30 protein-coding genes and 1 pseudogene are annotated in these 19,408 nt (G+C 40.0%); 27 read left to right on the forward strand and 4 right to left on the reverse strand.

All coding sequences use genetic code 11. The features are described 5' to 3' along the window. Window positions 1-4 precede the first annotated feature (4 nt). From AC3EA5_RS02835 to AC3EA5_RS02945, 23 genes and pseudogenes are all read left to right on the forward strand, one after another. Complete coding sequence (locus AC3EA5_RS02835; RefSeq protein ID WP_016429895.1) at window positions 5-190, forward strand: type Z 30S ribosomal protein S14; 186 nt, start codon at window positions 5-7, stop codon at window positions 188-190. A 29-nt stretch (window positions 191-219) separates the two neighbouring features. Continuing rightward, window positions 220-618: a 30S ribosomal protein S8 gene (gene rpsH / locus AC3EA5_RS02840; protein ID WP_394191212.1), complete on the forward strand. Its 399-nt coding sequence runs from the start codon at window positions 220-222 to the stop codon at window positions 616-618. A 30-nt stretch (window positions 619-648) separates the two neighbouring features. Then, a complete protein-coding gene (rplF, locus tag AC3EA5_RS02845) occupies window positions 649-1,188 on the forward strand; it encodes a 50S ribosomal protein L6 (RefSeq protein WP_394191210.1) in 540 nt (179 codons plus the stop codon). A 32-nt stretch (window positions 1,189-1,220) separates the two neighbouring features. Then, the gene (gene rplR, locus AC3EA5_RS02850; RefSeq protein ID WP_394191208.1) at window positions 1,221-1,577 is read left to right on the forward strand and encodes a 50S ribosomal protein L18; all 357 of its coding nucleotides are present in this window, start codon (window positions 1,221-1,223) and stop codon (window positions 1,575-1,577) included. Between the two features lie 21 nt (window positions 1,578-1,598). Then, window positions 1,599-2,099 (forward strand): 30S ribosomal protein S5, encoded by a 501-nt coding sequence (rpsE, locus tag AC3EA5_RS02855; protein ID WP_394191206.1) that lies wholly within the window; start codon window positions 1,599-1,601, stop codon window positions 2,097-2,099. Between the two features lie 13 nt (window positions 2,100-2,112). Then, window positions 2,113-2,295 carry a 50S ribosomal protein L30 gene (gene rpmD, locus AC3EA5_RS02860; protein WP_394191204.1) on the forward strand — a complete coding sequence of 61 codons (183 nt, stop codon included), beginning with the start codon at window positions 2,113-2,115 and terminating at the stop codon, window positions 2,293-2,295. A gap of 29 nt (window positions 2,296-2,324) precedes the next feature. Further along, window positions 2,325-2,765, forward strand: coding sequence for a 50S ribosomal protein L15 (rplO, locus tag AC3EA5_RS02865; RefSeq protein WP_394191202.1), 441 nt, complete (start codon window positions 2,325-2,327; stop codon window positions 2,763-2,765). Beyond that, the gene (gene secY, locus AC3EA5_RS02870; protein WP_488606995.1) at window positions 2,765-4,057 is read left to right on the forward strand and encodes a preprotein translocase subunit SecY; all 1,293 of its coding nucleotides are present in this window, start codon (window positions 2,765-2,767) and stop codon (window positions 4,055-4,057) included. The genes rplO and secY overlap by 1 nt, the downstream gene beginning before the upstream one ends. Window positions 4,058-4,119: 62 nt before the next feature. Then, complete coding sequence (locus AC3EA5_RS02875) at window positions 4,120-4,773, forward strand: adenylate kinase (protein ID WP_488606996.1); 654 nt, start codon at window positions 4,120-4,122, stop codon at window positions 4,771-4,773. Window positions 4,774-4,912: 139 nt separating this feature from the next. Next, a pseudogene (locus tag AC3EA5_RS02880) lies at window positions 4,913-5,106 on the forward strand (type I methionyl aminopeptidase); the annotation flags it as partial. Window positions 5,107-5,191: 85 nt separating this feature from the next. After that, window positions 5,192-5,410: a translation initiation factor IF-1 gene (gene infA / locus AC3EA5_RS02885; protein WP_016429904.1), complete on the forward strand. Its 219-nt coding sequence runs from the start codon at window positions 5,192-5,194 to the stop codon at window positions 5,408-5,410. 37 nt (window positions 5,411-5,447) lie between these two features. Then, complete coding sequence (gene rpmJ / locus AC3EA5_RS02890) at window positions 5,448-5,561, forward strand: 50S ribosomal protein L36 (protein ID WP_000868344.1); 114 nt, start codon at window positions 5,448-5,450, stop codon at window positions 5,559-5,561. Window positions 5,562-5,584: 23 nt separating this feature from the next. After that, window positions 5,585-5,950 (forward strand): 30S ribosomal protein S13, encoded by a 366-nt coding sequence (gene rpsM / locus AC3EA5_RS02895; RefSeq protein ID WP_394191195.1) that lies wholly within the window; start codon window positions 5,585-5,587, stop codon window positions 5,948-5,950. 25 nt (window positions 5,951-5,975) lie between these two features. After that, entirely contained in the window at window positions 5,976-6,365 is a 390-nt protein-coding gene (gene rpsK / locus AC3EA5_RS02900; RefSeq protein WP_394191193.1) for a 30S ribosomal protein S11, read from the forward strand. Between the two features lie 138 nt (window positions 6,366-6,503). Next, complete coding sequence (locus AC3EA5_RS02905; RefSeq protein ID WP_394191191.1) at window positions 6,504-7,448, forward strand: DNA-directed RNA polymerase subunit alpha; 945 nt, start codon at window positions 6,504-6,506, stop codon at window positions 7,446-7,448. A 53-nt stretch (window positions 7,449-7,501) separates the two neighbouring features. After that, a complete protein-coding gene (gene rplQ / locus AC3EA5_RS02910; protein ID WP_394191189.1) occupies window positions 7,502-7,882 on the forward strand; it encodes a 50S ribosomal protein L17 in 381 nt (126 codons plus the stop codon). 359 nt (window positions 7,883-8,241) lie between these two features. Then, complete coding sequence (locus AC3EA5_RS02915) at window positions 8,242-9,087, forward strand: energy-coupling factor ABC transporter ATP-binding protein (protein ID WP_488606997.1); 846 nt, start codon at window positions 8,242-8,244, stop codon at window positions 9,085-9,087. After that, the gene (locus AC3EA5_RS02920; RefSeq protein ID WP_488606998.1) at window positions 9,063-9,935 is read left to right on the forward strand and encodes an energy-coupling factor ABC transporter ATP-binding protein; all 873 of its coding nucleotides are present in this window, start codon (window positions 9,063-9,065) and stop codon (window positions 9,933-9,935) included. Before AC3EA5_RS02915 ends, AC3EA5_RS02920 begins: the two co-directional genes overlap by 25 nt. Then, window positions 9,932-10,729, forward strand: a complete 798-nt coding sequence (locus tag AC3EA5_RS02925; protein WP_488606999.1) for an energy-coupling factor transporter transmembrane component T family protein — start codon at window positions 9,932-9,934, stop codon at window positions 10,727-10,729. Before AC3EA5_RS02920 ends, AC3EA5_RS02925 begins: the two co-directional genes overlap by 4 nt. Window positions 10,730-10,742: 13 nt before the next feature. Then, window positions 10,743-11,492 carry a tRNA pseudouridine(38-40) synthase TruA gene (gene truA / locus AC3EA5_RS02930; RefSeq protein WP_488607000.1) on the forward strand — a complete coding sequence of 250 codons (750 nt, stop codon included), beginning with the start codon at window positions 10,743-10,745 and terminating at the stop codon, window positions 11,490-11,492. Between the two features lie 167 nt (window positions 11,493-11,659). Continuing rightward, window positions 11,660-12,097 (forward strand): 50S ribosomal protein L13, encoded by a 438-nt coding sequence (gene rplM, locus AC3EA5_RS02935; RefSeq protein ID WP_269926761.1) that lies wholly within the window; start codon window positions 11,660-11,662, stop codon window positions 12,095-12,097. Window positions 12,098-12,117: 20 nt separating this feature from the next. Next, entirely contained in the window at window positions 12,118-12,510 is a 393-nt protein-coding gene (gene rpsI / locus AC3EA5_RS02940; protein WP_488607001.1) for a 30S ribosomal protein S9, read from the forward strand. A 182-nt stretch (window positions 12,511-12,692) separates the two neighbouring features. Further along, window positions 12,693-13,151, forward strand: a complete 459-nt coding sequence (locus tag AC3EA5_RS02945) for a staygreen family protein (protein WP_488607002.1) — start codon at window positions 12,693-12,695, stop codon at window positions 13,149-13,151. Window positions 13,152-13,475: 324 nt separating this feature from the next. Here AC3EA5_RS02945 and AC3EA5_RS02950 read toward each other — a convergent pair whose 3' ends face one another. Next, on the reverse strand, window positions 13,476-13,775 hold the full coding sequence (locus AC3EA5_RS02950; RefSeq protein WP_394191176.1) for a hypothetical protein: 300 nt from the start codon (window positions 13,773-13,775) through the stop codon (window positions 13,476-13,478). Window positions 13,776-13,919: 144 nt separating this feature from the next. On the opposite strand from AC3EA5_RS02950, the gene AC3EA5_RS02955 reads away from it, so the two are divergent. The 3 genes from AC3EA5_RS02955 (at window position 13,920) to AC3EA5_RS02965 (ending at window position 16,610) form a co-directional block, all read left to right on the forward strand. Next, a complete protein-coding gene (locus AC3EA5_RS02955) occupies window positions 13,920-14,633 on the forward strand; it encodes a YetF domain-containing protein (protein WP_488607003.1) in 714 nt (237 codons plus the stop codon). 79 nt (window positions 14,634-14,712) lie between these two features. Next, the gene (locus tag AC3EA5_RS02960) at window positions 14,713-15,426 is read left to right on the forward strand and encodes an N-acetylmuramoyl-L-alanine amidase (RefSeq protein WP_488607004.1); all 714 of its coding nucleotides are present in this window, start codon (window positions 14,713-14,715) and stop codon (window positions 15,424-15,426) included. A gap of 125 nt (window positions 15,427-15,551) precedes the next feature. Next, window positions 15,552-16,610 carry an Mrp/NBP35 family ATP-binding protein gene (locus tag AC3EA5_RS02965; RefSeq protein WP_488607005.1) on the forward strand — a complete coding sequence of 353 codons (1,059 nt, stop codon included), beginning with the start codon at window positions 15,552-15,554 and terminating at the stop codon, window positions 16,608-16,610. Between the two features lie 46 nt (window positions 16,611-16,656). On the opposite strand, the gene gerD is transcribed toward AC3EA5_RS02965, so the two are convergent. Then, a complete protein-coding gene (gene gerD / locus AC3EA5_RS02970) occupies window positions 16,657-17,259 on the reverse strand; it encodes a spore germination lipoprotein GerD (RefSeq protein ID WP_488607006.1) in 603 nt (200 codons plus the stop codon). A gap of 148 nt (window positions 17,260-17,407) precedes the next feature. Here gerD and AC3EA5_RS02975 point away from each other — a divergent pair, with 148 nt between their 5' ends. Then, window positions 17,408-18,079 carry a KinB-signaling pathway activation protein gene (locus AC3EA5_RS02975; protein ID WP_488607009.1) on the forward strand — a complete coding sequence of 224 codons (672 nt, stop codon included), beginning with the start codon at window positions 17,408-17,410 and terminating at the stop codon, window positions 18,077-18,079. 435 nt (window positions 18,080-18,514) lie between these two features. Here AC3EA5_RS02975 and AC3EA5_RS02980 read toward each other — a convergent pair whose 3' ends face one another. Together AC3EA5_RS02980 and AC3EA5_RS02985 are read right to left on the reverse strand one after the other, a co-directional pair. Continuing rightward, a complete protein-coding gene (locus AC3EA5_RS02980) occupies window positions 18,515-19,084 on the reverse strand; it encodes a hypothetical protein (protein ID WP_488607007.1) in 570 nt (189 codons plus the stop codon). Between the two features lie 84 nt (window positions 19,085-19,168). Then, the coding region (locus AC3EA5_RS02985; protein ID WP_488607008.1) for a hypothetical protein at window positions 19,169-19,408 on the reverse strand (240 nt) is incomplete at its 5' end.

The following is a 19,408-nucleotide window of genomic DNA, read 5'->3' on the forward strand; positions in this document are numbered from 1 at the left end:
AAACGTGGCTAAAAAATCAATGATCGCTAAACAAAAGCGCACGCCAAAGCATAATGTACAAGCTTACACACGTTGTGAACGTTGCGGTCGTCCGCATTCGGTCTTACGTAAATTTAAACTTTGCCGTATTTGTTTCCGTGAACTTGCTTACAAGGGACAAATTCCTGGCGTTAAAAAAGCCAGCTGGTAATCCCCTAAATTGGGAAGGAGGTAAATGTAATGACAATGACAGATCCGATTGCAGATATGCTTACACGTATTCGTAACGCGAACATGGTTCGCCACGAGAAACTGGAAGTACCTGCTTCAAACATGAAAAAAGAGATCGCTGAGATCCTTAAACGTGAAGGTTTTGTTCGTGACGTAGAATACGTTGAAGATAGCAAACAAGGTATCATTCGCATTTTCTTAAAATACGGTCAAAACAACGAACGCGTTATTACTGGTCTTAAACGTATTTCAAAACCAGGTCTTCGCGTTTATGCGAAAACTGATGAGGTGCCTAGAGTATTAAATGGTCTTGGTATTGCTTTGGTTTCAACTTCTCATGGTCTATTGACTGACAAAGAAGCTCGCGCTAAACAAGTTGGCGGCGAAATCGTAGCTTACGTTTGGTAATAAGCAACAAACGAATGGAGGTGCAAAAGAATGTCTCGTGTAGGTAAAAAACCAATTGAGGTTCCTGCAGACGTTACTGTTACTATCGGTAAAAACAACGAAGTAACTGTAAAAGGTCCAAAAGGCGAGCTTACTCGTACTTTTAATGCAGATATTAAAATAGAGCTTGAAGGGAACGTTGTTACATTAACACGTCCTTCTGAATCAAAAGAACACCGTACTATTCATGGTACAACTCGTGCTTTGCTTGCAAACATGGTTGAGGGTGTATCTAAAGGATTCGAACGTAATCTTGAATTAGTTGGTGTAGGTTATCGTGCTTCTCTACAAGGAGAAAAACTTGTATTGAATGTTGGTTACTCTCATCCAGTTGAATTCACTCCTGAAGATGGCTTAGTTGTAGAAGTTCCTACAAACACTAAGATCAGCATCAAAGGAATTAACAAAGAACGCGTTGGTGCTTTAGCATCAAACATCCGTCAAGTACGTCCACCAGAGCCTTATAAAGGTAAAGGGATTCGTTATGAAGGCGAAGTTGTTCGTCGTAAAGAAGGTAAAACAGGTAAATAATGCTGCTTAAGCATTAGAAAGGAGTGACCTCTGTGATTACGAAACAAGATAAAAATCAAGTTCGTAAAAAACGTCATGCTCGTGTACGCTCTAAAATTACGGGTACTGCTGAACGTCCACGTTTAAACGTATTCCGTTCAAACAAACACTTGTATGCGCAATTAATCGATGACGTGGCTGGTGTAACACTTGTAAGTGCTTCTACTATGGAAAAAGATTTCGATGGTAAAGGTAATGTAGAGTCTGCAAAAGCTATCGGTGAATCAATCGCTAAACGTGCTACGGAAAAAAACATCAAATCTGTTGTATTCGACCGTGGCGGTTACTTATATCATGGACGCGTTAAAGCTTTAGCTGAAGCTGCTCGCGAAAATGGCTTAGAATTTTAAGAAGAAGGAGGGACACATTTCATGCGTCACATTGATCCAAACAAACTTGAACTTGAAGAACGCGTTGTTACTATTAACCGCGTAGCTAAAGTTGTAAAAGGTGGACGTCGTTTCCGCTTCTCTGCATTGGTTGTTGTTGGTGACAAAAACGGCCACGTAGGATTTGGTACTGGTAAAGCACAAGAAGTTCCAGATGCTATCCGTAAAGCAGTTGAAGATGCGAAGAAAAACCTGATCGAAGTGCCAATGGTTCGTGGTACTACTCCACACTTAATCATCGGTAACTTTGGCGCTGGTGAAATTCTAATTAAACCTGCTGCTCCAGGTACTGGTGTAATTGCTGGTGGCCCGGTTCGTGCGGTATTAGAACTTGCTGGTATTACAGATATTCTTTCTAAATCACTTGGTTCAAACACACCAATTAACATGGTCCGTGCAACTATCCAAGGATTAACAGAATTAAAACGTGTAGAAGATGTTGCTAAATTACGCGGTAAAACAGTAGAAGAACTGTTAGGTTAAGGGGGGAAATGACATGTCAAACAAACTAGAAGTTACCCTCACTCGTAGCGTTATCGGTACAAAACCAGATCAACGCAAAACAGTAGAAGCTCTTGGATTACGTAAAATGCATCAAACAGTTGAGCACGCTGACAATGCAGCTATCCGTGGGATGGTTAAAAAAGTCGCTCATTTAGTTTCTGTTAAGGAACTATAAGAAGTTTAAGAATAAGGAGGTGTCACCCTATGAAATTGCATGAGTTAAAACCAGCAGAAGGATCACGTGGAGTACGTAAACGTAAAGGTCGCGGGATTGGTTCTGGTAATGGTAAAACTGCAGGTAAAGGTCATAAAGGTCAAAACGCTCGTTCTGGCGGAGGTGTTCGTCCAGGATTTGAAGGCGGTCAAAACCCATTGTTCCGTCGCTTACCAAAACGTGGATTTACGAACATTAATCGTAAAGAGTACGCTATTGTGAACCTTGATACATTAAACCGTTTCGATGAAGGTACAGAGGTAACACCTGCATTGCTTCTTGAAACTGGTTATGTGAGCAGCGAAAAAGCTGGAATCAAGATTCTCGGTAACGGATCTCTTGACAGAAAGCTTACTGTTAAAGCTCACAAGTTCTCTGCTTCAGCAAAAGAAGCAATCGAGACAGCGGGCGGACAAACTGAGGTGGTATAATGTTTCAAACGATCTCCAACTTTATGCGCGTGAGAGATATACGAAATAAAATCATTTTTACACTTCTAATGTTAATCGTTTTCCGTATTGGAACTTTCATTCCAGTACCAAACGTCGACGCTGCAGTTCTGCAAGCGACAGACCAATTTAGTTTAATTGGTTTCTTGAATACATTTGGTGGCGGTGCCCTTGCTAACTTCTCGATTTTAGCAATGGGGATTATGCCATACATTACAGCATCGATTATTGTACAGTTGTTACAAATGGATGTTGTACCGAAGTTCACGGAGTGGGCGAAACAAGGTGAAGTCGGAAGACGTAAACTTGCTCAGTTCACACGTTACTTTACAATCGTGTTAGCGTTCATTCAAGCGATTGCTATGTCATACGGATTTAACCGCATGTATGGCGGATCTTTAATTAAAGACGATGGCATACAAACGTATATTGTGATTGCGATTGTGTTAACAGGAGGAACAGCGTTCCTACTTTGGTTATCTGAGCAAATTACCGCTAAAGGTGTTGGTAATGGTATTTCCATTATTATCTTTGCTGGTATCGTTGCTGCGATTCCTGGAGCTGCTAACCAAATCTATGCACAACAAATTGATGGCGCTGGTGATGATTTATTCATCCGTATTGCGATCATGGCACTTTTAGTTTTAGCGATTATTGCTGTTACTGTAGGAGTAATTTATGTTCAACAAGCGTTGCGTAAAATTCCTATCCAATATGCAAAACGTGTTGCGGGCCGCAGTCAAACTGGTGGTCAACAAACACACTTACCGTTAAAAGTGAATGCTGCTGGGGTTATTCCGGTGATCTTTGCGGTTGCATTTATCATTACACCACAAACGCTTTCTACCTTCTTTGGACAGAATAGTGTAACGGATTTCATTCAGAACACTTTTGATTACTCTCAACCGGTGGGCATGCTCATCTATGTTGCTTTAATCGTTGCATTTACGTATTTCTATGCGTTTATACAAGTGAATCCTGAAAACGTTGCAGATAACTTGAAGAAGCAAGGTGCTTATATTCCAGGGATTCGTCCAGGGAAGAACACACAAGACTATCTAACGAGTGTTTTGTATCGTTTAACTTTCGTAGGTGCGATTTTCTTAGCTGTAGTATCCATTATGCCGATCTTGTTCATTAACTTTGCTGGTCTTCCAGCATCTGCACAAATCGGTGGAACAAGTTTACTAATTGTTGTCGGTGTTGCACTGGAAACAATGAAACAACTTGAAGCTCAGCTTGTAAAACGTCACTACAAAGGTTTTATGAAATAAAAGTTGGTTTTAGGAACGTTTTCGTTCCTTCAACCTGCAAATTGTAGCAGGGGGCAAAACGTATGAATATCGTTTTAATGGGTCTGCCGGGTGCAGGTAAAGGCACTCAAGCAGATAAAATTGTTGAGAAGTACGCAATCCCTCATATTTCTACAGGCGATATGTTCCGCGCAGCTATAAAAGGTGGTACGGAACTAGGCCTTAAAGCCAAAGCGTTTATGGATGAAGGTGCATTAGTACCTGATGAAGTAACGATCGGTATTGTCCGTGAAAGATTAAGCAAACCTGATTGTGAAAATGGATTTTTATTGGACGGGTTCCCACGAACTGTTCCTCAAGCAGAAGCACTTGATGCGCTTTTGTCTGATTTGAACAAAGACGTAGAACACGTATTGAATATTCAAGTAGAGCAAGAAGAGTTGATTAAGCGTCTAACGGGGCGTCGCATCTGTAAAGTATGTGGCACTGCGTACCATTTAGTCTTTAACCCACCTCAAAAAGATGGGGAATGTGACAAAGATGGAGGCGAGCTTTACCAGCGCGCGGATGACAATCCGGAAACGGTCACAAACCGTCTGGAAGTAAATATGAAGCAAACGCAACCTTTGCTTGACTATTATGGCAACAAAGGTGTACTAACAAATATAAACGGTCAGCAAGACATTCATAAGGTATTTGCTGATTTGAACGCTCTTTTAGAGGGCAACCGCAGCTGAACCTAGCGGCACGCTTGTGAACGAAATTTATTTCGAGAGCTGCAAAAGCTATTGTGCCCGCTATACGGTTGGCAGGATAAGATCTGTTATGGTTAAAAGGATCCCTTTGTCCTTTCGTGCATTTCTAGTTCTGGCAAGGTATAATGGGTTTCGTGGAAGCATCTGTGTAACGGATATGGTGGAACTCATCCAAGGCATTCCGAGCGGTCGTGTTTACATGAGGGAGACAGGTTCACCCGGGTCAGTCTACTCCGTAGGTTGCCAGAAGCGAAGCCTGACGAGTGTCTTTCGAACATTTCTCATGCAAAACAAACATATGTTGAAACGAATAGAGCTCTTTAGAACTCTAATTGGTACCTCATTCCGTTTGATTTGATGATGAGAACCTGATTTTTTATACAGAAGGGAGACAGGGTTGATGGCGAAAGACGATGTAATTGAAGTCGAAGGAACAGTTGTTGAGACTTTGCCTAACGCGATGTTTAAGGTAGAATTGGAAAATGGTCACACGATTCTTGCGCATGTATCTGGTAAAATTCGTATGCATTTTATCCGCATCCTACCTGGAGATAAAGTCACAATTGAACTTTCTCCTTACGATTTAACTCGCGGTCGTATCACATACCGTTTTAAATAATCTTTTGCACTCCGGACTAACAAGGAGGTTGGGTTAGATGAAAGTGAGACCATCTGTGAAACCGATCTGCGAAAAATGTAAAGTAATTCGCCGACGCGGTAAAGTAATGGTAATCTGTGAAAATCCGAAACATAAACAAAAACAAGGCTAATTTGAAGGAGGTGCACGACACACATGGCACGTATTGCTGGTGTTGACATTCCGCGCGATAAACGCGTTATAATTTCATTAACATATATTTTTGGAATCGGTAAAACAACTGCTCAAAAGGTACTAGCTAATGCTGGCGTTTCTGAAGATGCACGCGTTCGTGATCTTACAGAAGACGAGTTGAATAAAATCCGTGAATCAATCGGTGCTTACAAGGTAGAAGGTGACCTTCGCCGTGAAGTATCATTAAACATTAAGCGTCTGATGGAAATCGGTTCATTCCGTGGTATCCGTCACCGTCGCGGTTTACCTGTGCGCGGTCAAAATACGAAGAACAATGCGCGTACGCGTAAAGGTCCTCGTAAAACTGTTGCTAACAAGAAAAAATAATCGGTAAAGGAGGTTTCTTCTTAACATGGCACGTAAACAACAAACACGTAAGCGTCGTGTGAAAAAGAATATCGAATCCGGTATTGCTCACATCCGCTCTACATTTAATAATACAATTGTAACGATTACAGACATGCAAGGAAATGCGGTATCTTGGTCAAGTGCTGGTTCACTTGGTTTCAGAGGTTCACGTAAATCAACTCCATTTGCAGCGCAAATGGCTGCTGAAGCAGCTGCGAAAGCATCTGTGGAGCACGGTTTGAAGACGTTAGAAGTAACGGTAAAAGGTCCTGGTGCTGGTCGTGAAGCTGCAATTCGTGCACTTCAAGCTGCTGGACTTGACGTTACAGCAATCAAAGATGTTACACCTGTACCACATAATGGTTGCCGTCCGCCAAAACGTCGTCGCGTGTAATAGGTGCGTCTCAATTTAATTGATTGAGAACATCATTTCTTGTACAAACTGAGTTGTGCAATCACCGATAAGTCTAGTACTATCGATTTCATGATGGAACGAACCTATACATTCGATGTTTTGAAGGAGGGTAAATGAATGATCGAAATTGAAAAACCAAAGATTGAAACGGTTGAGATCAGCGAAGAAGCCAAATTTGGCAAGTTTGTTGTAGAACCGCTTGAGCGTGGATATGGAAACACATTAGGTAATTCACTACGTCGTATTTTGTTGTCGTCTTTACCAGGAGCTGCAGTAACTTCTATTCAAATTGATGGCGTGCTTCACGAGTTCTCTACTATTGAGGGCGTAGTTGAAGATGTTGCTACAGTTATAATGAATGTGAAAAAACTTGCTCTTAAAATCTACTCTGATGAAGAAAAAGTCATAGAGATTGATGTTAAAGGTGATGGACAGATTACAGCAGCTGACATTACACATGACAGTGATGTAGAAATATTAAATCCTGATCTCTATATTGCAACAATCGGTAAAAACGGTCATTTGCGTATGCGTATGTATGCACAACGCGGCCGCGGTTACACTCCTGCTGATCAAAACAAACGTGAGGATCTTCCTATCGGCGTGATCCCGATCGACTCTATTTATACTCCAGTTTCACGCGTCAATTTCCAAGTAGAAAATACTCGTGTTGGTCAAATGACGAACTACGACAAACTTTCTCTTGATGTGTGGACAGATGGCAGCATCGGTCCGAAAGAGGCGATTTCGCTAGGGGCGAAAATTTTAACAGAGCATTTAAATATCTTTGTAGGGATGACGAACGAGGCCCAAACTGCTGAAATCATGGTCGAAAAAGAAGAAGACCAAAAAGAAAAAGTCTTAGAGATGACTATCGAAGAGCTTGATCTTTCTGTTCGATCTTACAACTGCTTGAAGCGCGCTGGTATCAATACGGTACTTGAGTTAGCTAACAAGTCAGAAGACGACATGATGAAAGTACGTAACCTTGGACGTAAATCACTTGAAGAAGTTAGAGCGAAGTTAGACGATCTTGGCTTAGGATTACGCAAAGAAGACTAAGCGACTTGTTTGATATAGACAGATCCAATATTCAACAAAGGAGGTAAACATCTATGGGTTACAGAAAACTTGGTCGTACAAGTTCTCAACGTAAAGCGATGTTACGTGACTTAACAACTGACTTAATCATCAATGAGCGTATTCAAACGACAGAAGCTCGTGCTAAAGAATTACGTTCAGTTGTTGAAAAAATGATTACTTTAGGTAAACGTGGAGATTTGCATGCACGCCGTCAAGCTGCATCATATATCCGTCGTGAACTAACAACTACTTCTGACGCAGAAGGCAATGAATCAACAGTTTATGCTTTGCAAAAATTGTTTGATGATGTAGCACCACGCTACGCTGAACGTCAAGGCGGTTACACACGTATCATGAAAATGGGACCTCGTCGTGGAGACGGAGCACCTGTTGTAGTAATTGAATTAGTTTAATTCATCACATTATGAAGAGGGGTATTGCTGAGAAGCCCCCCTCTTCTTTTTAAAAAGATTTATACGACATAATGAAAAGCTGAGCGTTACAATGAGCGGATCGATTTTATCGATTGCGTCTCGTCTAGCTCTACGCACCTCATTCACGTAGACGGTCTGAGCAACCGAATACGAAACAAAGATAGAAGAGCGCATTTCTCTGAATGAGGTGCGCGCTTTTTTATTTGACTGATATAATTGATTTACTATTCGGTATTCATGAATCTGTCAATTTACAAGAGTTTTGTTTTGTTTGTTTGATCATCAACATGAGAGAATACAAAGAGATGAGCTTAGTTGAGTTAGAGGAGGTTATACACATGAACGAGATTCTATCCTTACAAAATATTTCTTACACATATACACCAGAAGAAGTCGATAAACGAAAAGCAGTTGATAACATTTCGTTTACCGTTAACGATGGGGAGTGGATTGCCATCGTTGGACATAATGGATCAGGGAAATCCACATTAGCGAAACTCATGAACGGATTGATATTTCCAGAGAGTGGAGAAGTCCGTATTTTAGGTGAGTCGCTGAATGAAGAAAACCTTTGGGCGATACGTTCTCAAATGGGCATGGTGTTTCAAAATCCCGATAATCAATTTGTTGGAGCCACTGTTCAAGATGACGTCGCATTTGCTTTGGAAAATAACGGAGTTCCGTTTAAAGATATGATTAGACGTGTTCATGAATCACTTGCTCAAGTGAAAATGGATGAATTTTTAGATCGAGAACCACATCACTTATCGGGTGGTCAAAAGCAACGTGTTGCGATTGCTGGTGCACTTGCCTTAAAACCAAAAATTCTCATTCTCGATGAGGCAACTTCCATGTTGGACCCGCAAGGACGTCATGAGGTGCTATCAACCGTCAGAAGACTGCGTGAGGAAACCCACTTAACTGTTCTATCCATTACACATGATTTAGAAGAAGCTTTGCTAGCGGATCGAATCTTGGTAATGAATGAAGGTCGTAAGTACACAGAAGGTACACCTATAGAAGTATTTGCACGGGGAGACGAATTGGTTCAATTAGGTTTGGATTTGCCTTTTACGATGAAAATGAGTCAACTTTTGAGAAATCAGGGAGTAGAGGTAAAAGGGAATCACATGTCAGAAGAAGAGTTGGTGAATGATTTATGGACATCGAACTTCAACAAGTAGGCTATGCCTACGCGAAAGGGACACCATTTGAGAAACGCGCTCTTTATGATGTGGACTTAACCATTCAATCTGGAAGTTATCAAGCCATCATCGGTCATACAGGATCAGGGAAGTCAACGGTGCTGCAACACTTAAACGCATTGCTAAAACCGTCTGAAGGTACAATTAAACTTGGTGACTTAACGATTGAAGCAGGTAAGAAAGTGAAGCATATCCGTCCGGTTCGTCAAAAGATTGGCATTGTGTTTCAATTCCCTGAACATCAACTCTTTGAAGAAACGGTTTTAAAGGACATTATGTTTGGTCCGTTAAATTTTGGGGTTTCTGCTACAGAGGCTGAAAGACGTGCAAGAGTTTTAGTCGAACAGTTAAGACTACCGTCAGATGTGTTAGAGAAATCACCCTTTGATTTATCAGGAGGACAAATGCGTCGTGTGGCCATTGCAGGGGTCTTAGCAATGGAACCTAGCGTATTGGTATTAGATGAGCCAACGGCCGGTTTAGACCCTCGTGGGCGCCAAGAAATCATGGAACTGTTTCATCAGTTACATAGAGAAAAAGGCTTAACTACCATACTTGTAACGCACTCGATGGAAGATGCTGCCCGGTATTCCGATCAGGTAGCAATCATGCATGAAGGAACTTGTGTATTAAACGCTTCAGCAGCAGACGTTTTTGGGAATGAAGAACGCCTTGCACGCTATCGTTTAGAAGCACCTCGTGCTGTTCAATTCCAAAGGAAAATAGAATCGTTACTTGGTCATTCTTTGTCTAGAGTCTGTTTAACTGAAGAAATGCTCGCAACTGAGATAGCCCTTGCTAGTCAGAAGGGGCGTGCGCAATTATGATGGAGAAAATGATTTTTGGTCGCTATATTCCAGGGGACTCATTTGTTCATAAATTAGATCCACGTTCTAAGTTAATCTTTGTATTTATTTTTATTGCCATCGTGTTTCTAGCAAATAATGCCGTTACCTATGGTTTGTTGCTTGGTTTTACCTTGCTTACCGTTTTCGTATCGAAAATACGTTTGTATTTTTTATTAAATGGATTAAAACCGATCTTATTCTTACTTGTTTTTACCTTTCTTCTGCATATTTTCTTTACGAAGGAAGGGGATTTGTTGTGGAAGTGGCAATTTATCGAAGTGTATGAAGAAGGTTTGAGACAAGGTATTTTTATTTCATTACGATTTTTAGTATTGGTCTTGATGACATCTATTTTAACGTTAACTACTTCACCCATTTCGATTACAGACGGCATGGAAGTTCTATTGAATCCGTTCAAACGTTTTAAATTGCCGGTACATGAACTCGCATTAATGATGTCAATTTCGTTACGCTTTATTCCAACATTAATGGATGAGACAGATAAGATTATGAAGGCACAAATGGCTAGAGGGTCCGATATCACCTCTGGTTCCATCAAGGAACGGATAAAAGCGGTCGTGCCGTTACTTATTCCCTTATTTGTAAGTGCTTTTAAGCGTGCGGAGGATTTAGCCGTAGCAATGGAAGTAAAAGGATACCGTGGAGGAGAAGGACGCACACGTTATCGCCAATTGAAATGGGATTGGCGTGATACGACCATTATGCTATTACTCATTGTTATGGCAGGCATTCTTTGGGTATTGCGCTCGTAGGAGGGAACAGAACTTGAGACGATTGAAAGCAGTAATAATGTATGATGGTTCTGGTTTTGCCGGCTATCAAGTGCAACCTGAAAAGCGCACCGTACAATTAGAAATTGAACGCGTTTTAACCAAAATGCATAAAGGGAAGACCACAAAGGTTGTTGCTAGCGGAAGAACCGACGCAGGCGTCCATGCATTGGGTCAAGTGATTCACTTTGATACTGAGTTAACCTTTCCGGTAGAACGCTGGGAACGAGCTTTAAACACGCAATTACCGGATGACATTCGCATTCTAAATGTGTCAGAAGTTTCGCCAGATTTTCATGCACGATATGGGACAACTGGTAAGGTATATCGTTACAAATGGAGCCTAGCTGATATTCAAAATCCTTTTACTCGGAATTTTGTCGTTCATATGCCTGGAATAAAACCTGACGTAGAAAAAATGCGTAAAGCCGCTAAGCTATTTTTAGGAACACATGATTTTACTAGTTTTTGTTCAGCTCGCACAGAGGTAGTAGATCGGGTAAGAACAATTACGAGATTAGATTTGATTCAAACAGACATGCAAGAATTGCATTTAGTCATTGAAGGTGATGGCTTTTTGTACAATATGGTTCGCATCATTGCGGGGAATTTGTGGGAGATTGGCATTGGACGAAGAGAGCCAGCTGAAATCGAGCGAATGTTGAAGGCAATGGACCGCAAACAAGCAGGAAAAACGGCACCTGCACACGGTTTATACTTAGAAACTGTGAGTTATGGGGAATGAAGCAACACGTCCAGGTGTTTTGAAAAAAATCCTTGACTTTTTATGCCTGGCGTTATATGATGACACATGGTATTTCATTAACCCCACAATAAGCCCCGAAACTTGTTGTTGATGATGATATAAGAAAATTTTAAATCAGATTAGATTGAATTAGGAGGACAAAATACATGCGTACAACATTCATGGCTAAAGGTCACGAAGTAGAGCGTAAGTGGTTAGTAGTAGACGCAGAAGGCCAAACTCTTGGTCGTTTAGCTTCTGAAGTAGCTGCTATCTTACGTGGTAAAAACAAACCAACATTCACACCAAACGTTGACACAGGTGATCACGTGATCATTATCAACGCTGAGAAAATCGAATTGACTGGTAAGAAATTGACAGACAAAATTTACTACCGTCATACACAATTTGCTGGTGGTTTGAAAAAACGTACTGCTTTACAAATGCGTACTAACTACCCAACAAAAATGCTTGAATTAGCAATCAAAGGAATGCTTCCTAAAAACTCTTTAGGTCGTCAAACATTCACGAAGCTTCACGTATACGCTGGAGCAGAACATCCACATGCAGCACAAAAACCAGAAGCTTATGAGCTTCGCGGATAATTAAAGAGGAGGACATACCCTTGGCACAAGTTCAATATATCGGCACAGGTCGTCGTAAAAGTTCAACTGCACGCGTACGTTTAGTACCGGGCGAAGGTAATATCGTAATCAACAAACGTGACGTAGAAGACTACGTACCATTTGCTACATTACGCGAAATTATTAAACAACCATTAGTAGCAACTGAAACACTAGGTAGCTATGACGTTCATGTAAATGTAAATGGTGGTGGATACACAGGTCAAGCAGGCGCAATCCGTCATGGTATTGCTCGTGCACTACTTCATGTAGATCCTGATTTCCGTCCAGCATTGAAATCTGCAGGATTGTTAACTCGTGACTCACGCATGAAAGAACGTAAAAAATACGGTCTTAAAGGCGCTCGTCGTGCACCTCAGTTCTCAAAACGTTAATCTTCGGATTTTCAAAAACCCTCAACCATTTTGGTTGGGGTTTTTTTGTGTTTTAAATTTTTTCTACTGAACAATCTTCATATCGCCTCCATATGGTAATAAACAATCATTTACGAGAAGTTTGGTCAGTCATGTGTGAAAAGTGCCTGTTAATTATCAAGGAAGACGCTAGGAGAGGATATATGTCTGTATTTGACCCTCAAAAATTATCTGTGAATCTTATACCACCAGCCACATTCGTCCAACCTGTTGAAGGAAGAAAATACACGCTTACACATTCTGATCTTACGGGTGAGTTATTTTTAGATATTGGCAATGTTTATAACGACAAAGCCATCAATCAAAAAATGAGAGATGAAGTACTTGGTGAATGGAAAACAGATGAGCACAGGCATTTTACCTTAATAGGGAAAGCCTATGTAGACGGTGGAGAGTTTGGTGAAATGATTGCAGGCATTCGTTATAATATATTTAAAAAAGAAATGGCAACTGCTCTAAAAGGCATTGTTAACGGTGACCTTCAGTTTTATAAAAATTACCCCGCACTACTTGATGCACCCATATTTATATACTTCGAATCCACTTATCCGCAATATCAACAAGTATTTTTCTATGGCACACCACGTCAATATTTACTGTAAACGAATGAACGGAAACTAAAGTGAAATACCAAAAGCTCCACTTCAAAAGAAGTAGGGCTTTTTAATCGTATTAATAAGTTTCGTAAATCAGTATTTGAAAATACTTAATTTGGTACAAAAATTTTTTCAAAAAAAGAAAAAAATTGCCCAGGAAATAATGGGCAATTCAATTGTTAAGGAATATTCACACTTGGAACTGATACGTCAGATAAATCGGTGGAGCCAAAAACCAACAGCGAAATTAAAATTAAGAGCAAAACCCCATTTATAAATCCAACTCCATCAAACTCGCCTCTAGTTAGAGAGTTACTTTTATGCATGTTTTCACGTCCCTTTATTATTCATTCGCTTACTTAACGCTTCAAAAACCTCGTCCATTGTAATATCTCCATTTTCGTTTAAAAACTCGGTTAGACTATTCGCCTTATCTTCCTTCGTTTTTTTGTATTTACCAATTAACGTGACAGATACATCTGGTGTATTTCGAAACAGCGACACGTAATCCACTTTTAATTTTCCAAGAAGAAGTAAGGAAGCTGTAATGATTTCAAGGTCTTTCCCTTTTAATAAATCATGAAGGGTATAGGAAGAATTGATTTTATTATGAAATTGATCATCTCTCAAAGTAGAACCCCCTAAGTCTAGAGTATGTTATTTCTTTAAAAATGGTTTGTATTCTGTTCATTCCCCAAATGATCTCTATGAATAAGCAAGATTGATTCAGGAAAAGATAGAGGTTGAGTCTTTATGTAGAGGGGAGTCAACCATATGAATTTGGACGACTATAGTTTTGTTGAAATGCTAATTAGAACGACCGTAACTTTTTCTGTCCTTCTTGGACTGGCTCGAATTTTGGGGAAAGAGCAATTGAGTCAACTGACGTTTTTTAACTACATTACAGGCATTACGATTGGATCCATTGCTGGTGAGATTGCTGCACATGACGACACTCATTATTTAAACGCTATTACTTCGCTAATTTGGTGGTCATTACTAACAATTTTAGTCAGTTTTATTTCAATAAAATCCAATAGAGCAAAGTCGCTATTAGATGATAAGCCGTTAATTGTCATTAAAGAAGGCAAAATTTTAGAAAATGCACTTAAAAAAAGCCGTCTACCAATAGGGGATTTAAATATGTTGCTGAGAATACAAGGCATCTTTTCAGTTAAGGATGTTCACTTCGCAGTACTCGAAACCAATGGGGAACTAAGTGTATTTAAAAAGGTATCACAGCAATCTGCAACAAAACAGGATGTAAAAGCACCAACGGGTACCCCAAAATATATGCCTAGTACAATCATTGCAGATGGCAAGGTAGTATTGAAAAATTTACATGGAGTAGGATTGACTGAGGAATGGCTACATAAACAACTAGTCAAACACGGGGTGAATTCGGTGGAACAAGTATTCTATGCAGAAGTGGAATCAGATGGTTCACTTTACCTGGACTTAAGAGAAGATGAATTACCAGTAAAATAATATAACGAAGGCTTGACACTTTTGCTCATAGTTCGGAATGGACATACGTATAGTGAGTGTAAAAGGTGGTGTCGCAGCGTTGAAACGATGGATTGCAATTTTATTGTTAATGGTTTTGTCGGTAACCGTAGTGGTGTATGAAACGCAAGCATCTGATCGTGCATTCTTTTTACCAGCCCCATTAGCAGGAATAAAAGTTGTAGTGGACCCTGGTCATGGAGGAATTGATGGAGGAGCATCTGTTGGAGAAGTGATTGAAAAGGATATTACCTTGGCCTTAGGAAAAGCGCTTGAAAAAGAGTTGAAAAGACAAGGTGCTGTCGTGGTCATGACGCGTTCTCAAAGTGGGGATGCATTAGAAGAACATAATCCAAAAGCAACATTTCCAACCATTCGTGCAAGAAAGATGGCAGATTTAAAACTGCGTGAAGAAATGATTACAAACACAGATGCTGATCTATTTATCAGTGTGCATGTGAACGCTGTTCCAGAAGCGAGATGGAGAGGCGCACAGGTTTTCTATCACAAGGATGGCCATGTTGAAGGAGCGGCCGTGGCTAAAGCCATTCAAGGTTCGATTCGCGAGCAAGTTGGAAATACAGAGCGAGAAGCATTAGCCATTAAACAAGTGTATTTATTAAAAAAAGCAACGGTTCCAGCAGTTTTAGTAGAAACCGGGTTTTTAAGTAATCCTGAAGAATTAAAACTACTTACCGAAAAAGACTATCAAAACCAAATGGCCAAAGCGATCGCGGATGGGATCGAAATGTATGTGAATGGGGAAGTTCAATAATTTCTACTTAAGCACAAGATGCTCATAATATGTATTGTCCTGAAAGAGAATCCTACGACGCAACTTACTAAATCTAGATATGATATACTATAGGACGAAATGTACATAGAAGGAGTGTCTCAAAATTGATGAATGAACAACAAGTAAGAGAACTGATTGGGCAACTACAAGACCCTTTTTTACATAAAACATTACTCGAAACAGATGGTCTTAAAGAAGTGTCCATAAAAGAAGAGAAGAATCATGTGAGTGTAAAAATTGCGATCGCTAAAGTTAATACCGCAGAACAAATGCAACTGCAAATGAAAGTGGTAGATGCACTTAAAGAAGCTGGATTTGGAACAGTTGGTATTCGCTTTGAAGAGTTGCCTCAAGAAGTGTTAGCTAAATTCCGTGGTACGGCAACAGAATCAGCCGCACAAGATTTGTTATCTCCGTTGAACAAAGTCGAATTCATTTCGATTGCATCAGGTAAAGGTGGCGTTGGGAAGTCAACGGTATCTGTAAACTTAGCAATCGCCTTAGCACGTCTAGGGAAAAAAGTAGGCTTAATAGATGCGGATATTTATGGATTTAGTGTTCCTGACATGATGGGCATTCAACAAAGTCCGGTCATTCGTGGAGAAAGCATTATTCCAGTGGAACGCTTTGGTGTCAAAGTGATCTCAATGGGATTCTTTGTAGAAGATAATGCTCCTGTCGTATGGCGTGGTCCGATGTTAGGCAAAGTACTAGACCAATTCTTCAAAGATGTTGAATGGGGAGACCTAGACTACTTGCTGTTAGATTTGCCACCAGGAACTGGTGACGTTGCATTAGATATTCACCAAATGATTCCGTCATCTAAAGAAATCGTCGTAACAACACCACATCCTACTGCTGCATTTGTTGCTGCTCGAGCAGGTGCAATGGCGTTACAAACAGACCATGAAGTATTGGGTGTTATTGAAAATATGGCGTGGTTTGAATCGAAAAACTCAAATGAAAAGGAATATGTATTTGGCAAAGGCGGAGGTCCAAAGCTAGCTGAAGAACTTCGCACGGAATTACTTGGTCAAATTCCTTTAGGTCAACCGGATTGGAATGAAGCGGATTTTGCGCCTTCGGTATATGCAGAAGAACATCCGACCGGAAAGATTTACTTAGAAATTGCAACAAAAGTCATCAACAAAACAACAAAATAGTCATCAAGAATCCCCACTTGCTTATATGCGAGTGGGGTTTTATTGATTATTGACCTTCAGCCTTTTTCTGTTCGCCACCTTCCGAGCCTCCGCCTCCACCTCCAGATTTACCACCTTCTTCTTCAGCGGTCATCCCAGCGGACTTCACCATTTCTTGCCATTTCGCTTTTAGGAGCGGGCTATCAATGGTTTCTTGAACAATTTCTTGAATTTCCTTACGCATAGTTTGAGCTTGTAAAATGGTTTCTAACTGCTTTTGCATTTCTGCTTGACCAAAAAAAGTCTCCATTTCTTTTTGGAAAGCAGGATCCTTCATTAATTCAGTCATAATATCTTGCTGCTGCTCCTTCATGCTTTTGGCGAACGTCTCCGAAAATTTTGGGTCTTTGAAGGTATCTTTCCAAAATTTCTTCGCATCCTCTGAAAGAAGAGTTCCTTCAATAGATTTTTGTACGTCGTCGTGTTCAAGCACTAATAACTCGCGAAACTCGGGATCAGATAGCATTTGTCTCATGACCTTTTTCCCGTCTTCCGTTTGCAAAGCATCCGTCATCATTTTCTTTGTTTCCTCATAAGAAGGTGCCGTTTGTGGAGCGCCATTACACCCTGCTAATACCAATAAAATCAAAAGAATCGACCATTTTCGCATATTATCCCTCTCTTCTCGTACGCAGCTTTTCATTTATTGTTCACAAAATAGCGTAGATTATGTAGATAACCTTACGTAAAATAGATTTTTTACGAATACGTTGATACAATTAAAGAAGAAACTCGTGAAAAACGGAGGATTTAATGCTGTGACGATTCGAAATTGGTTTATATTTTTCTTCAAGGCACTCATGATAGGTGGAATAGTCACTGGTGTACTTGGATTAATTATTCGTTGGGAAGATGCTTTTGCACCTTATTTGTCTAGTGGAGAATACGGCGAATTTTCAGCTGCATTTCTGTGGATGGTGATTGTTGGATTTACAATGAGTGTGGTTAGCCAAATGGGCTTTTTTGCATATTTAACAGTTCATCAGTTTGGCGTAAATATTTTTAAATCGCTTCGCCTTTGGAACTGGGTACAATTATTGATCATTGCGATCGTTATTTTTGACTTAGTTGTTTTCCGATTCATGCCTAGTGCAGAAACGAACAATCAGTTATTCCTATACTTAGGGCTTCTAGTCTTTTTACTGGCAACAGCTTTAATCGTTGCTTACTTCAAAGCAAAATGGACAAACAAACAAGCGTTCATTTCAGCATTATTCTTCATGATTGTCGTAACAACACTCGAGTGGTTACCAGTGTTAATGGTAAGAGAAAATAACATTGATAGCTGGGTTGCGTTATTATTATTCCCAATATTAGCGGTCAATGCCTATCAATTATTAAAATTACCAAAATATAATGCCAAATCAGAAGTTGATCGCATTAATTTAGAAAAACGTCGCAAAGCGCGTGCAGATGCTGCAAAAGCGTAAGGATATATTATAGAAAACAGAGCTTGCACCATTTTCCGGTGCAAGCTCTGTTTTTATATTGAAGGTGAATCGTCGCGCAGTTAGAATTATGGCGATCTTGGTTAGAATAATCGTAGTCTCAGTTAGAATTTTGTCGATCTCAGTTAGAAAAAACGCCATCTTAGTTGTAATTGTTAAAAAAGTATACGCCCACATCAAAAGCTGCGGAAGCGAAGCGGGCAGCACCAACTCGTTTTTTAAAGATCTGAATTGCCCCGCACGCTAGCGCTTGACGGGTATTGCTTTGTGGGTGAATCGTCGCTCAGTTAGAATTATGGTGTTCTTGATTAGAATAATCATAGTCTCAGTTAGAAAAAGGGGAATCTCAGTTAGAATTTTCCCCACCTTGGTTGTAATTTATGTAGCAGATTCTCCGAATAGAGTAGTTACCGGTTTTTATGGATACGTCTTTGTTTTCGTTTTAAAGGCGAACAGAGTTTCTTCTATTGTTTGGAATGGATAAGCTTTTTGAAACGCTTGTAATTTTTTGAAATTTACTCGTTGTTCTTTGTGAAGTGCTGCGCTGACGATATCACCCTGTGAGATTTTCGGGAAATCTCCAGTTGTCCAAAAAACTGATGCGCTCACTAAGTTCATCTCATGATCCCACACATTTTCTTTCAGTTCAGATGGAAAGTCATAGTCTGCTGTTCGAAACCATAATGGCTTGCTTTCAAAAGCCTGTTCGTATTTTTTTATTTCTTTTGTCAATAAATCCGGAGTTTCTAAATACATCTCTCCTTTGCTACCAAGCAACCCAACAGGTATTTTCTTTTCTATGATAAGATTTACGGTTTTTGGAGAACGTTCAATCCAATCTGCATCTAAAAACAAAAGGGGATAAGGCGATTCTAAGTTCGTAATCCATTCTTCAACATCTTCTCGACCGAAGGATAGATCAACAGTTAACGTCATTCCATTATTACCCGAGGCGATAACATCAGGTTCATCCGTTACTCGGAACACAGAAAAAAATTGTTCCTTTGGTTGAATAAAAAATATGATACTGAACACAATACACAGGGTGAAAACATATCTCCTTTTCAATAGTTATCCTACCTCTCTTAATGCAAAAAATAATTCTTCAATTAAATTTATGAAATCGTGTTGACATTCATGAATGAGAGGTGGTAAGATACAAAAGTCGCCAAAACAAGTGACAACATGAACCTTGAAAACTGAACAGCAAAACGTCAACGAAATATAGCGATGATCGCTTTGGCGATCGGAGCAAAAACGTTTTCTTCCGCCGACACCTGTCGGTATCGAAAACAAACTTGAACTTAAACG

It is taken from the genome of Paenisporosarcina sp. (assembly GCF_057785155.1).

Coding starts and splice junctions, on each gene's coding strand:
- rpsH (WP_394191212.1), top strand. CDS start 220: ATGACAATGACAGATCCGATTGCAGATATGCTTACACGTATTCGTAAC.
- rplF (WP_394191210.1), top strand. CDS start 649: ATGTCTCGTGTAGGTAAAAAACCAATTGAGGTTCCTGCAGACGTTACT.
- rpsE (WP_394191206.1), top strand. CDS start 1,599: ATGCGTCACATTGATCCAAACAAACTTGAACTTGAAGAACGCGTTGTT.
- rpmD (WP_394191204.1), top strand. CDS start 2,113: ATGTCAAACAAACTAGAAGTTACCCTCACTCGTAGCGTTATCGGTACA.
- rplO (WP_394191202.1), top strand. CDS start 2,325: ATGAAATTGCATGAGTTAAAACCAGCAGAAGGATCACGTGGAGTACGT.
- secY (WP_488606995.1), top strand. CDS start 2,765: ATGTTTCAAACGATCTCCAACTTTATGCGCGTGAGAGATATACGAAAT.
- AC3EA5_RS02875 (WP_488606996.1), top strand. CDS start 4,120: ATGAATATCGTTTTAATGGGTCTGCCGGGTGCAGGTAAAGGCACTCAA.
- infA (WP_016429904.1), top strand. CDS start 5,192: ATGGCGAAAGACGATGTAATTGAAGTCGAAGGAACAGTTGTTGAGACT.
- rpmJ (WP_000868344.1), top strand. CDS start 5,448: ATGAAAGTGAGACCATCTGTGAAACCGATCTGCGAAAAATGTAAAGTA.
- rpsM (WP_394191195.1), top strand. CDS start 5,585: ATGGCACGTATTGCTGGTGTTGACATTCCGCGCGATAAACGCGTTATA.
- rpsK (WP_394191193.1), top strand. CDS start 5,976: ATGGCACGTAAACAACAAACACGTAAGCGTCGTGTGAAAAAGAATATC.
- AC3EA5_RS02905 (WP_394191191.1), top strand. CDS start 6,504: ATGATCGAAATTGAAAAACCAAAGATTGAAACGGTTGAGATCAGCGAA.
- rplQ (WP_394191189.1), top strand. CDS start 7,502: ATGGGTTACAGAAAACTTGGTCGTACAAGTTCTCAACGTAAAGCGATG.
- AC3EA5_RS02915 (WP_488606997.1), top strand. CDS start 8,242: ATGAACGAGATTCTATCCTTACAAAATATTTCTTACACATATACACCA.
- AC3EA5_RS02920 (WP_488606998.1), top strand. CDS start 9,063: ATGGACATCGAACTTCAACAAGTAGGCTATGCCTACGCGAAAGGGACA.
- AC3EA5_RS02925 (WP_488606999.1), top strand. CDS start 9,932: ATGATGGAGAAAATGATTTTTGGTCGCTATATTCCAGGGGACTCATTT.
- rplM (WP_269926761.1), top strand. CDS start 11,660: ATGCGTACAACATTCATGGCTAAAGGTCACGAAGTAGAGCGTAAGTGG.
- AC3EA5_RS02945 (WP_488607002.1), top strand. CDS start 12,693: ATGTCTGTATTTGACCCTCAAAAATTATCTGTGAATCTTATACCACCA.
- AC3EA5_RS02955 (WP_488607003.1), top strand. CDS start 13,920: ATGAATTTGGACGACTATAGTTTTGTTGAAATGCTAATTAGAACGACC.
- gerD (WP_488607006.1), bottom strand. CDS start 17,259: ATGCGAAAATGGTCGATTCTTTTGATTTTATTGGTATTAGCAGGGTGT.